The sequence below is a fragment of the Sphaerisporangium sp. B11E5 genome, from assembly GCF_039871875.1.
GTDB lineage: Bacteria > Actinomycetota > Actinomycetes > Streptosporangiales > Streptosporangiaceae > Sphaerisporangium.
Genome location: NZ_JBDPMD010000006.1, coordinates 100,801 through 113,485 on the forward strand (window position 1 = coordinate 100,801; position 12,685 = coordinate 113,485).

General features: G+C 69.5%; 9 protein-coding genes. 5 read left to right on the top strand and 4 right to left on the bottom strand.

Going from position 1 to position 12,685, the window contains the following annotated elements; translation table 11 throughout:
- Positions 1 to 10: 10 nt before the first annotated feature.
- The 4 genes from ABGB17_RS08320 to ABGB17_RS08335 all read right to left on the bottom strand — a co-directional run bounded on the left by ABGB17_RS08320 (position 11) and on the right by ABGB17_RS08335 (position 6,200).
- Positions 11 to 1,063, bottom strand: coding sequence for a LacI family DNA-binding transcriptional regulator (locus ABGB17_RS08320; RefSeq protein ID WP_347627233.1), 1,053 nt, complete (start codon positions 1,061 to 1,063; stop codon positions 11 to 13).
- A 61-nt stretch (positions 1,064 to 1,124) separates the two neighbouring features.
- On the bottom strand, positions 1,125 to 3,596 hold the full coding sequence (locus ABGB17_RS08325) for a glycoside hydrolase family 3 C-terminal domain-containing protein (protein WP_347627234.1): 2,472 nt from the start codon (positions 3,594 to 3,596) through the stop codon (positions 1,125 to 1,127).
- 182 nt (positions 3,597 to 3,778) lie between these two features.
- Positions 3,779 to 4,762 carry a toll/interleukin-1 receptor domain-containing protein gene (locus tag ABGB17_RS08330; RefSeq protein WP_347627235.1) on the bottom strand — a complete coding sequence of 328 codons (984 nt, stop codon included), beginning with the start codon at positions 4,760 to 4,762 and terminating at the stop codon, positions 3,779 to 3,781.
- Positions 4,740 to 6,200 (bottom strand): VWA domain-containing protein, encoded by a 1,461-nt coding sequence (locus tag ABGB17_RS08335; RefSeq protein WP_347627236.1) that lies wholly within the window; start codon positions 6,198 to 6,200, stop codon positions 4,740 to 4,742. Before ABGB17_RS08335 ends, ABGB17_RS08330 begins: the two co-directional genes overlap by 23 nt.
- A 914-nt stretch (positions 6,201 to 7,114) precedes the next feature.
- Between ABGB17_RS08335 and ABGB17_RS08340 the strand changes: the two genes are divergently transcribed.
- From ABGB17_RS08340 to ABGB17_RS08360, 5 genes are read left to right on the top strand one after another with little or no spacing between them, the layout of a single operon-like run.
- The gene (locus tag ABGB17_RS08340; protein ID WP_347627237.1) at positions 7,115 to 8,413 is read left to right on the top strand and encodes an ABC transporter substrate-binding protein; all 1,299 of its coding nucleotides are present in this window, start codon (positions 7,115 to 7,117) and stop codon (positions 8,411 to 8,413) included.
- Between the two features lie 34 nt (positions 8,414 to 8,447).
- A complete protein-coding gene (locus ABGB17_RS08345) occupies positions 8,448 to 9,419 on the top strand; it encodes a sugar ABC transporter permease (protein WP_347627238.1) in 972 nt (323 codons plus the stop codon).
- Positions 9,419 to 10,249 carry a carbohydrate ABC transporter permease gene (locus tag ABGB17_RS08350; protein ID WP_347627404.1) on the top strand — a complete coding sequence of 277 codons (831 nt, stop codon included), beginning with the start codon at positions 9,419 to 9,421 and terminating at the stop codon, positions 10,247 to 10,249. The genes ABGB17_RS08345 and ABGB17_RS08350 overlap by 1 nt, the downstream gene beginning before the upstream one ends.
- Before the next feature lie 2 nt (positions 10,250 to 10,251).
- Positions 10,252 to 11,688: a GH1 family beta-glucosidase gene (locus ABGB17_RS08355; protein WP_347627406.1), complete on the top strand. Its 1,437-nt coding sequence runs from the start codon at positions 10,252 to 10,254 to the stop codon at positions 11,686 to 11,688.
- Complete coding sequence (locus ABGB17_RS08360) at positions 11,685 to 12,674, top strand: LacI family DNA-binding transcriptional regulator (protein ID WP_347627239.1); 990 nt, start codon at positions 11,685 to 11,687, stop codon at positions 12,672 to 12,674. Before ABGB17_RS08355 ends, ABGB17_RS08360 begins: the two co-directional genes overlap by 4 nt.
- Positions 12,675 to 12,685: the final 11 nt, after the last annotated feature.

Consider the following 12,685-nt stretch of genomic DNA (forward strand, 5'->3'; position numbering starts at 1 on the left):
ACCGCCTGTGTCAGGCGGACTCCCGCACCACCAGGGACGCCTCGAAGATGACGGACGTCACCGGGCGGTGCGGGTCCTCCACGTGCTCGAGCAGCAGGCGGGTCATCTCGGCCGCCATGTCCTCCACCGGGTGGCGGACCGTGGTGAGCGGGGGGCGGCTCGCGGTGGCGGCGCTGCTGTCGTCGAAGCCGACCACCGCGACGTCCTCCGGCACCCGGCGGCCGTGGTGGCGCAGCGTCAGCAGCGCGCCCTTGGCCATCAGGTCGTTGGCGGCGAACACCCCGTCCAGGTCCGGGTGCTCGGCCAGCAGCCTCTCCATGGCGTGCTCGCCGCTGTCCTGCGTGAAGTCGCCCTCGGCGCACGGCACGTACGGGTGGCCGTGCGCCGCCATCGCGTCCCGGAAGCCGCTCAGGCGGTCCTGCGCGGCGGGCACGGCCAGCGGGCCGGTGATGGTGGCGGACCGGCGGCGGCCGGCGGCGACCAGGTGGTCCGCGGCCAGCCTGGCGCCGGTGCGGTGGTCGACGTCGACGTAGCTGATGGGGATGGGCGGGGACGGCCGGGCGAACAGCACGGCGGGCAGGCCCATGCCGGTGAGCAGGCCAGGCAACGGGTCGGTGGCGTTGGTGGACACCAGCACGGCGCCGTCGGCGTTGCCCTGGCGCAGGTAGGCGATGCACTGGGCCCGCGCCTCGTCGTCCTCGGCGAACATCAGGATCGGGTGCACGCCGCGCGGGCGCAGGAAGCCGACGACGCCGCTCGCCACCCGGCCGAAGAACGGGTCGGCGAACACCTTGCTGTGGAAGGGGCCCTCGCGGCTCTCCCCGTCCGCGCCGGACACCACCAGGGCGACGGCGCCGGCGCGGCGGGTGACGAGGGACCGGGCCGCGCGGTTCGGCACGTACCCGGTCTCGGCGATGGCCCGGCGCACCGTCTCCTGGATCGCCGGGTCCACGTTGCGTATGCCGTTGATGACGCGGGAGACGGTGGCGCGGGACACGCCCGCGGCACGGGCCACGTCCTCCAGTGTCGGGGACGCCGGGACCGGGGGGCGGCCGTCGCTCATGGGGCCTTTATAGCACGCTTGGAGAGCGCTCTCCAACGCTCTGGCCTCACAGGTCCTCTACTCAGCCGGTCACCGTGACGGTGGCCGCCAATGGTAGGTCAGCGGCCGTGCGTCCCGCCAGTACGGTGAACGCGCCCGGCTCGGTCGCCCAGCCGCCCGCCGTCCAGTGCTGGAAGGCCCGCGCGGGCACCTCCACCACGGCCTCCACGGTCTCGCCCGGCCCCGCCGTGACCCGGGCGAACCCGGCCAGCCAGCGCACCGGGCGGTCGACCGCGGAGTCCGGCCGGGCCAGGTGCACCTGCACGACCTCGGCCCCCGTCCGCGCGCCGGTGTTGCGCAGCCCCGTGCGGACCGTGACCGAGTCCCGGGAGTGCTCGACGGTGAGCCCCTCGTACGACCAGGTGGTGTAGCCGAGGCCGTGGCCGAACCAGTACGCCGGCGGCTCCGGCTCGCGCAGCCACGCCCGGTAGCCGATGTGCAGGCCCTCGCCGTACTCCAGCACGCCGTCCACCGGGGTCGTGGAGGTGAGGGAGCGGTCCGCCCAGGTGGTGGGCAGGCGCCCGCCGGGCTCGGCGGCGCCGAACAGCACGTCGGCGAGGCCGTCGCCGAACTCCTGGCCGGGGAACCAGCTCAGCAGCACCGCGGGCACCTCCTCCCGCCAGGGCAGCGCCACCGGCCCGCCGGTGTTGACCACCACCACGGTGGACGGGTTGGCGGCCACCACGGCGCGGACCAGCGCGTCCTGCCCGCCGGGCAGCGCGAGGTCCGTGCGGTCGTAGCCCTCGCTCTCGCTCTCGTCGGTGGAGCCGACGACGACGATCGCGACGTCGGCCTCCGCGGCCAGCGCGACCGCGGCGGCCAGCTCCTCGGCGTCGCCGCGCCGGGGCGGGTCGGCGGTGAGCGCGCTCGCCAGGCCGCTCTCGCGGCTCAGCGCGCGCCGTGCCACCAGCTCGACCTCCCGCCCCTCGGTGAGCTCCAGCTCGGCGAAGCGGTAGGGCGGGTGCAGGTGGATGGTCGCCGGGTCGTCGGTGTCCAGCGGCACGTCCTCGTCCACCAGCGTCACGCCGTCCGCCGAAAGGAACACCCGCCCCCAGCCGGCCGCGCCGACCCGCCACCGCCCCGTGACGGACGGGCACAGCAGCGCGCGGACCTCGACGGTGCGCATGCCCCGCACCAGGGCGGGCTCCAGCACGTTGCCGGTGAACCGGTGCTCGGCGTGCACCTCGGCGCCGTCCCCGTCGAGCAGGCGCACCAGCACACCCGGCTCGCCGTTCTCGGGGTTCCTGGCGTTGCCGAGGTCCAGCGGCGCCGGATGGCCGCTGGTGTGGACCCCCGCCGCGTGCGTCACCTCGGCCCGCCCCGCGAGCGCCGCGGTGACCCCGTCCAGCGGTGACGTCACCGACACGGGGTACACCCCCGCGCTGCCGCCGCCCTGCACCCGCGGCGACGCGGCGTTCGGCCCGATCACCGCGACCCGGCGCAGCCGCCCCGGGTCCAGCGGCAACAGGCCACTCTCGTTGCGCAGCAGCACCGCGCTCGCGGCCACGGCCTCGCGCAGCAGCACCCTGCCACGCTCGGCCTCCTCGTCGCTGATCGGCGTCACCCCCGCCAGCGCGCCGGTAGCGGTGGCGGGGAGAAGGGGAGCGCGGCTGTCGTCCCCGGCGGTCTGCTGAGCGGGGGAGAGGGCGCCGACGCGGGCGGCGAGCCTGAGCAGGCGGCGCACCTTCTCGTCCACGGCCTCCTCGGGCACCTCCCCGGACCGCACGGCCTCGGCGAGCGCGGCACCCCAGGCCCCGTCCGGCCCCGGCATGGCGAGGTCCTGCGGCGCACGCCCCGCCGCGACGGCGGAGCGCAGCGCCCCCCAGTCGGACACCACGAGCCCGTCGAACCCCCACTCACCCTTCAGCGGCTCGGCGAGCAGCGGGTTCTCGGTCATGGTGGCCCCGTTGACCCCGTTGTAAGCCGCCATCACGACCCAGACCCCGGCCGCGACGGCGGCCTCGAACGGCGGCAGGTAGAGCTCGCGGAGCGTGCGCTCGTCCACCCGCGCGTCCAGCGTCATGCGCTCGGTCTCGGAGTCGTTGGCGACGTAGTGCTTGGCGGTGGCCGCGACCCCACGCGACTGCACCCCCTGGACGTACGCGGCCCCGACGAGCGCCGTGAGCACCGGATCCTCGGAGAAACACTCGAAGTGCCGCCCCCCGAGCGGAGACCGATGCAGGTTGACGGTGGGCGCCAGCAGCACGTCCACCCCCTTGCGCCGCGCCTCCCCCGCCAGCAGCTCACCGAGCCGCCGCACCAGATGAAGATCCCAGGTGGCCGCCACCCCACTGGGGGACGGCAGGTTCAACGAGGTACTCCGCTCGTCCCACCCCTGCCCCCGCACCCCGACCGGCCCGTCGGACGTCACGACGGGCCGCAGCCCGATGTCCGGCTCGGCGTGGGTCCGCCAGGCGGTCGCCCCGGTCAGCAGCCGAACCTTCTGATCGAGGTCCAGCTTGCGTACCATGTCGTCGAGCTCGTCGTCGATCACCCGGTCATCCTCCCGAACCTCGGAGAGCGCTCTCCGTCCTCGCTTAGGTTCACCGTATCGGGCCCGGTATGTCAATGGCATCCCTCTCCCGCAGGCTTCAACCTGCCTCCCCGGGCCGCTGTACACCGTTCCGATGCTTCTCGGAGGACGAGGTACCGGAGGGTGAGGCCGTCCGTCGAGCGCTATGCCGGCGTTCTCTGGGTCAGAAAGCGCAGGAAGTGTTCGAACTCCGTTTTGTTCGCGTAGAAGGCGCGTTTCTTGTCCCGCAGAAGGATGGGGACATTCTCGGCGTCCGACTCGTCTAGTACCAGAGGAATGACGATCCGTGCCGTGTCGCCACTGAATTCGGCGTTGAGTATCGCGTTGTACTCGGCCCTGGCCCAACCGGACTTCGCCAAGTTCGCGCTGATGCAAGGCACGACGTAACGTGTGCGTTGCAAGCCATCAGCGATCTTCGTGGCCACCCCGTCTCCGTACGTCAACTGCTCTTCGTCCAGCCAGTACCTGATGTCGTTGGCCGCGAAAGCCTTGGCGATCAGGCGGACGAGGTCCTTGTCGGTGCCTGAGTGGCAGAGGAAGACGTCGAAGTCGTACTGCGTGGCGACAGGTTCCGCTGCGACGGCCTCCTGTGTCAGGGGAATCGTGGTGCGCTGTACGATCACATCGGTGGCCATGAGCCCGGTGCCGTACAGCCGGAGCAGCCCCGCATGACCCGGGAAGGGCTGGGCCACACACGTGGTGAGAAGTTCGTAGTGGCCGTCCTTGGTCTTGATCTCGCCGCGCAGTTGCCCGGAGAAGAACTCCAGGGAAAAACGGTTGTAGCCGGTCCCCAGTACGATCGGCTCGTCCAGATTCACGACCGAGGTCAGCGCACCTTCGTTGTAGACGCCGAAGCGCGCGAAGGTTGCCGGGGAGTCGGCCTCCTCGGGGGCGGTGTAGAAGGCGACGAAGTTCCAGCTGTCGTCAGCGCGGCACACAAGCCCGGCACCGACGCCCCGGTTTCGGATGAGCCGCAGGTTGGCGCTGATACGGCCGTTGAGCAATGGCCCCGTGCCCGTGTCCAGCGCGTAGGACGAGCCGAACTCACCGATGCCGGCTCCGTAGCCGGTGATCAGGCGTTCGGTGAACGACCAGCCGCGGGACTCAGGAGTTTTCCAGGTGCTCACGGAGTCGCTCACGGAATTCTTCAAGCCGGACGTGGTCATCCGGATGCTTGGCGATAAGCGTGTCGGCGAGGGCGATGGCTTCGAGGATGAGCGGTGTTTCGGCGTCCCATTGGAGCGGTTCCAGGCGCCGTGATTTCATCCGCTGGCCTTCCCGCATCGCGTTCTTGCGGGCCATGGACAGGTATAAGCGCACCTCGGGCTCATCGGCATAAGGCTCGATCATCGCTATGATCTCGCCCAACACCGACTTGCTCCTATAATGGTGCCTGATGTTCATGACTTCCCAGCCTGCACGCGTGTGTCCTATTCCCCATTGGTCGGCCTCATCGGCGTCGTGCATATTCCGCCAGGTTTGTTGAAGAGGTTGCATTCTGGCGATCTCGGCGGTGAGCATCTGCCGCAGCTTCGTGATGTTTCCCGCCTCCATCTCGGCGAGCATGGTCTCATCGGCCGTCGTCACCTCGAACTGCTCGATGGTGCTGCGGACAAGCGGATGGACCGGGCTGGCCGCGACCTCATCGCTGGAGCCGAACGTGAGCTGCGTCGTGGTCGAACAGATCTCGCGTTGCCCGTCGTGGAGTGTGCACGTGAGGGTGAACTCCCGCGCCGGGAATCGTTCGGGGTCGATCTCCACCCGGAGGGCGAAGTTGAAGATGTCATTGCCCTGGAGCGGCCGGAGCTGATAGCGCTGGCCACCCACCTTCTGCAGATTGTTGAGTTCCCTACTGACCCGAACCCCGTCAGGCAATGACAGGGTCACCCGCGGTCGATCGAGCAGGACGGTGAGGGCTCCTTTGAATTCCTCCTCGATGATGTCTTCGATATCGGCTTCCGAGATGTTCCAGAAGCGGCCGCCGGAGGCCGAGGCGATCGCCTCGAGAAGATCTTCCTGGTAGTCGGCGCCGATACCGATCGTGGAGGCGGTGATCCCGACGTCGCGAGCCTTGGCCGCCGTGTCGGCGAACACGGCCCGTTTGGACTCACCTCTGTTGGCCTGCCCGTCGGACAGCAGGAAGAGCCGGCTGTAGTGCGTTGTGCCCACGTGGGTCTGCAGTTCAAGCAGACCCTGATACCAGCCCAACGACAGGTTCGTCATACCGCGGGCAAAGATGGCGGAGATTCTCTGCGTGACCTGGTCTCTTGGCGTCTGCGGATTGACGATCACCTCGGCGACGTCGTCGAAGGTCACCACCGTCAGTTGATCGTTCGCGCCGAGGCGGCGGAAGATGTTGGCGCAGCTTGCTTTCGCCGTGTCGAGTTTGTCTCCCGACATGCTTCCGCTGCGGTCGATGACCAGGCAGAGATTCATCGGCCCGGCGGGCTCTTCTCGCGTTTCCGCCGACTGACAGGAGACCTCTACCACTAGATCGACTTCGCTGATGGCGTCATCGCGGACCACGGGGCGCTCGGGAAGGAGAGAAAGGGTCGTGGCGTCCATGGAAAATCCTCACACTTCGGGCCTTCATGATGCCCGACCGCTCCGTTGATCGGCAGGGAAAGCCAAAATCTCATTGGCAGTGTGGGAGGTGCTCCTCGTTGCGGGTCATCGGAGCGTCACGGTGACGCGCTCGATGAGTCGGCTGCGAAAGGTGGATCCCGGGAGTGAAGGGAGCGCAGTCATGAGAATGAGGTGTCGCTACCACGAAAAGCGTGGAAGGTGAAGTTCATGGTTGATTGGCGCTTTTCGGATGGTCGTGTGGGGCGGCGAGCCAGATGGCTTCCAGCGCTCACGCACAAACGCCTGGAGTGCGGTCAGAGAGCGGAGCGAGACCCGTTCATGGGCGCGAGAAGATTTTTCCCGGTCAGTGTCCCGACGGCTGGAGCCACACTCCCGAACGGGGGTGCGGCATCTGGAGGTGTCGGCGGAAGTCCTCCGTGAGGCCGGGCAGGTGACTCTAAAAGTGCGCGCTGTCGTTGTACGCGGACGGCCGCGAATCTCAGCCCGCAGGCGCGGCGCGGGCCGCCGACAGGGTGTGAGGGCGGACCGCGGCGCCTCCCGTCCGGGATGCGGGAGAGGTGAGAGAGCGCTCCCGGAGCCTTGAGAGTGCGCCTCCTTGCGGCCTCCTGTCAAGCCCTCGGTTCATCCGGCGGAAACAGGCAGCACATCGGCGCGCAATTCACGAAACTTTTTGAGAGCGCTCTCAGTGTCTCTCGGGTGCGATCAGATCCCGTGTATTACCAGGTGAAACCGCAGCGAAGCGGAGGGACCGCTCCCTGGTGACGTCGCGTTCCGAAGATCAGGTAACGGCGATCGTTACCCCATCGGCTGTTGACACGCCCGCGGACCGAGGAAGACCCTTCTCGGGGAGCGCTCCCTCCAAGATCATAGTGATTGCCCCCCAGGGAGGGTCTATGGGCAAGCTTCGCCCCGGGCTGGTCACCCCTCTGCTCGCCACCGTTCTGGTTCTTGGTGCGTCGGCCTGCGGAGGCGGTACGGACGCCGGCGCCTCGCCGGGTGCTTCCCAGCCGGCCGAGAAGATCAAGCTCACCGTCGCGCTGTTCAGCGACTTCCACTTCGCGCCGCTGTACCAGGAGTTCAAGAAGACGCACCCCAACGTCGACATCGTCGAACGCCGCGCGCAGTTCAACGACCACCACACCAACCTCACCACGCAGCTCGCCACCGGTTCCGGCGCCGCCGACGTGATCGCGGTGGAGGCCGGATACATCGCCACCTTCACCCCGCTCGCCGACAAGTTCCACGACCTCCACCAGTTCGGCCTCGCCAAGCGGCAACCCGACTACCTGGACTGGAAGTGGCGGCAGGGCCTGTCCTCCGACGGCTCCAAGCTGCTCGGCCTCGGCACCGACATCGGCGGCCTCGCCATGTGCTACCGCACCGACCTGTTCAAGAAGGCCGGCCTGCCGACCGAGCGCGGCGAGGTCTCCGCGCTGTGGCCCACGTGGGAGGCGTACATGGAGGCGGGCAAGAAGTTCACCGCCGCCAAGGTCTCCGGCGCCAAGTGGTTCGACGGCCCGGGGGAGAACTTCCGCGCCATGGTCGACCAGGCGCCGGTCGGCTTCTACGACCAGCAGAACAACCTCGTCGCCGGCACCAACCCCGACGTGCGCAAGGCGTGGGACCTGTCGGTCGCGATGATCCAGGCCGACCAGTCGGCGAAGCTCGCCGCGTTCAGCCCGCCGTGGAACACCGGCCTCACCAAGGGCTCGTTCGCCACCATCATCTGCCCCTCGTGGAAGACCGGCAGCATCAAGGACGCCGCGCCCACGACCTCCGGCAAGTGGGACGTCGCGGCGGTGCCCGGCGGCGGTGGCGGCAACCAGGGCGGCACGCACCTGATGGCCCCCAAGCAGGGCAAGCACCCCAAGGAGGCCGCCGAGCTGATCGACCTGCTCACCAACAAGGACACCCAGCTCAAGCTGTTCACCGACGCCGGCGCCCTGCCGTCCATCCCGGCGCTGTACGACGACCCGACCATCACGTCGTTCGTCAACCCGTTCTTCAACGACGCCCCCACCGGCAAGATCTTCACCGACGCCGCCAAGGCCCTCAAGCCGCAGCACGTCGGCCCGAAGGCCGGTGACGTGCTCACCGCGTTCGGCAACGGCCTGCAGCGCATCGAGCAGGGCAGTCAGGCGCCCGAGGAAGCGTGGCAGCAGGTGCTCAAGGATCTGGGCCGGATCAAGTAGCCCTGGCGCGCGGACTCGCGGAAAGGAGGTCGCCATGGCGACCCGCGCCCCCCTGGCGGTGACCCCGTCCCGCCCCCCGGCCCCCCGGCACCGGGACCGCGCGAGGTGGCGCCACCTCGCGCACCGGCTCGACGTCAAGGCGTCCCCGTACGCCTACGTCACGCCGTACCTGCTGCTGTTCTGCGCATTCGGCCTGTTCCCCCTGCTGTACACCGCGTGGGTGAGCCTGCACGACTGGACGCTGCTGTCCGACGTGCACACCTTCATCGGGCTGGACAACTTCACCGCCCTGCTCGGTGACGACTACTTCTGGAACGCCACGTTCAACACCCTGTCCATCGGCGTCCTGTCCACGGCACCCCAGCTCGCGCTGGCCATCTGGCTGGCCCACCTGCTGAACCGGCCGCTGAGGGCGCAGACGATCTTCCGGGTCACCCTGCTGCTGCCCAACGTCACGAGCGTCGTCGCGGTGGTCGTCATCTTCAGCCAGCTCTTCGGCCGCGACTTCGGCCTCATCAACTGGGTGTTGTCGTGGTTCGGCGTGGGCACCATCGACTGGAACGCCGGCACCGCGTCGTCGCACGTCGCCATCTCCGTCATGATCATGTGGCGGTGGACCGGGTACAACGCGCTCATCTTCCTCGCGGCGATGCAGGCGGTGCCACGCGAGCTGTACGAGGCCGCCACCATCGACGGCGCGACCGGCTTCACCCAGCTCCGCAAGATCACCATCCCGATGATCCGCCCCACCGTCGTGTTCGTGGTCATCACCTCGACCATCGGGGCCATGCAGGTGCTCGCCGAGCCCCTGCTGTTCGGCGTCTACAGCCTCACCGGCGGCCCCGACCGGCAGTACCAGACGCTCTCGCTGTTCATCTACGAGAACTTCACCAAGCTCGACTTCGGCTACGCCTCGGCGATCTCCTGGATGATGTTCGTGTTCATCGTGGTCGCGGCCGGCGTCAACTACCTGCTCACCCGCCGAGCGAGAGGAAGCCTGACGTGATGCCGCGCACCCACCCCGGCCTGGCCCGCACGCTCACGTACCTGACACTGCTCGCGGTGGCGTTCTTCTCGGCCCTGCCCCTCTACTACAGCGTGGTGGTCGCCTCCCGCGACAACGCGGCGCTCGCCGAGGTGCCGCCCCCGCTGATCCCCGGCGGCAACCTGATCGCCAACATCGGCCGGGTGTTCGACACCGTGCCGTTCGCGCTCGCGCTGCTCAACTCGGTGTTCGTCGCCGGCAGCGTCGCGCTGTCGGTGATGTTCTTCTCCACCATGGCGGGGTTCGCGTTCGCCAAGCTGCGTTTCCGCGGCAACAAGATCCTGCTGGTGGTCACCGTGGCCACGATGATGGTGCCGACCCAGCTCGGCATCATCCCGCTGTACATGCTCATGGTGAAGCTGGAGTGGACCGGCTCGATGTACGCGCTCATCGTGCCCGCGCTGATCAACGCCTTCGGCGTGTTCTTCATGACGCAGTACCTGTCGCGGGCCCTGCCGACCGAGCTGCTGGAGGCCGGCCGGGTGGACGGCTGCTCGACCTGGGGCCTGTTCTGGCACGTGGTGCTGCCCACCGCGCGGCCGGCCGCCGCGGTACTCGGCATGCTGACGTTCATGTCGGCGTGGAACGACTATTTCTGGCCGCTCGTCGCGCTGACCCCGGAGAACCCGACCGTGCAGGTGGCGCTCTCGACGCTCGCGGCAGGATATGTGAGCGACTACGCGCTCAGCCTGGCGGGCACCGCCCTCGGCACCCTGCCGCTGGTGCTCGTGTTCGCCCTGCTGGGAAAGCAGGTCATCGGAGGAATCATGCAAGGAGCTGTGAAGGGATGACCATGACCGTCACCACTCGGGGGACCCTGCCTTCATATCTGACGGAGGGGCCGGCGGTCTTCCCCCAAGGTTTCGTCTGGGGCGCCGCCACGGCGTCCTACCAGATCGAGGGCGCGGCCAGGGACGACGGCCGCGGCGTCTCCATCTGGGACAGCTTCTCGCACACTCCGGGGAAGGTCGCCTTCGGCCACACCGGCGACGTCGCCTGCGACCACTACCACCGCTACGCCGACGACGTGCTGCTGATGGCGGACCTCGGCCTGGCCGCCTACCGGTTCTCCGTCGCGTGGCCCCGGATCCAGCCGGACGGCGCCGGGCCGATCAACCCCCGCGGGCTGGACTTCTACGACCGGCTGGTCGACAGCCTGCTCGACGAGAGCATCACGCCGTACGCCACCCTGTACCACTGGGACCTGCCGCAGGCGCTGGAGGACCGGGGCGGCTGGACCTCCCGCGACACCGCGTACCGCTTCGCCGAGTACGCCGCGGCCGTGCACGCCCGCCTCGGTGACCGGGTGGCGCACTGGACCACGCTGAACGAGCCGTGGGTGACGGCGTTCCTCGGGTACGGCACCGGCGTGCACGCGCCCGGCCGCACCGACCCGGCGCAGGCCCTGCGCGCCGCGCACCACTTCCTGCTCGGCCACGGCCTCGCCACCCAGGTGCTGCGCCCGGCGGGCGCCCGCGAGGTCATGCTCGTGATCAACTCCTCGCCGGTGATCACCCCCGAGCAGGTGACCGACCCCGCCGCCGAGGTGTCGGAGGCCGACGCCGAGGCCGTGCACCGCGTGGACTGCCTGCTCAACCGGCAGATCCTCGACCCCGTGCAGCGCGGCGCCTATCCCGAGGAGGTGCTGCGCATCGTCGAGCGGTACGCCGGGCTCGGCCACATCCACGACACCGACCTGCGCGACATCCACCAGCCCGCGGACGTGATCGGCGTCAACTACTACAACCCGTGCGTCGTGCGGTCCGGCCCCGGGCAGCCGTCCAACCCGGCCTTCCCCGGCACCGAGGACATCGAGTTCGCCTCCGCCGACGCCGCCACCACCGCCATGGGCTGGCCCATCGTGCCCTCCGGGCTGTCCCGGCTGCTGGTGCGGCTGTCCGCGGACTACCCCGAGGCCGGCCTGATGGTCACCGAGAACGGCGCCGCGTTCGACGACGTCGTCACCCCGGGCGAGACGGGTCCCCGGGTGCACGACGCCGAGCGCACCGCGTACCTCGACTCGCACCTGCGGGCCGTGCACGCCGCCGTGGAGGCGGGGGCGGACGTCAGGGGGTACCTGGTGTGGTCCCTGCTGGACAATTTCGAGTGGGCCGAGGGGTACCACCGCAGGTTCGGTATCGTGCACATCGACTTCGCCACGCAGCGGCGGATCCTGAAGGACAGCGCCCTGTGGTACCGCGACGTCGTGCGGGAGAACGGATTGGTATGAAACGACCCACCTTGGCGGCGGTCGCCGCGCGGGCGGGGGTGTCGAAGTCCAGCGTGTCGCGGGTGGTGAACGGGGAGACCACGGTCACCCCCGCCATCCGCGAGCTGGTGATCAGGGCGGTCCGCGAGCTCGGCTACGTGCCGAACGGCGCGGCCCGCAGCCTCGCCACCCAGCGCACCAACGCGGTCGCCGTCATCGTGTCGGACCCACCGAAAGGGCTCAGCTCCGACGACCCCATGTTCTCTGCGGTGGTCCGCACGGTGAGCCGGGTGCTGGAGTCGGCGGGCATGCAGGTCACCCTCATGCTCGCCGGCTCGGCGGAGAGCCGCCTGCGGGTGGAGCAGTTCGTCGCCGCCGGCCACGTCGCCGGCGTCATGCTCGTCTCGATGCACGGCGCCGACCCGCTGCCCGCCTCCCTGGCCCGCATGGGCTTCCCCATGGTGGCCTTCGGCCGCTCCAGCGGCGGCCTGCCCTACGTCGACAACGACAACACCGGCGGCGCCTCCGTGGCCGTGCGGTACCTGCTGGACCAGGGCCGCCGCCGCATCGCCACCATCACCGGCCCCCTGGACATGATCGCCTCCCAGGACCGCCTCACCGGCTACCGCGAGACCCTGCGCGACACCGGCCGCCGCTCCATCGTGGCGATCGGCGACTTCACCCGCGTCTCCGGCTACGAGGGCATGCGCCAGCTCCTGGAGGACGACCCCGCCCTGGACGCCGTCTTCGCCGCCAACGACCTCATGGCCATCGGCGCCCTGAGGGCCCTGCGCGAAGCCGGCCGCCGCGTCCCCGACGACGTGGCGGTCGTCGGCTTCGACGACATCGAGGCCGCCCTGTACACCGCCCCACCCCTGACCACGATCCGCAGCCCCATGGAGGACCAGGCCGCCGCCACGGCCGAGCTGCTGCTCAGCCTGTTCACCGGCGCCCCGGGCACCCCGGTGATCATGCCGCACCGCCTGGTGGTCAGGGAGTCGGCCTGACCCCGTGACGG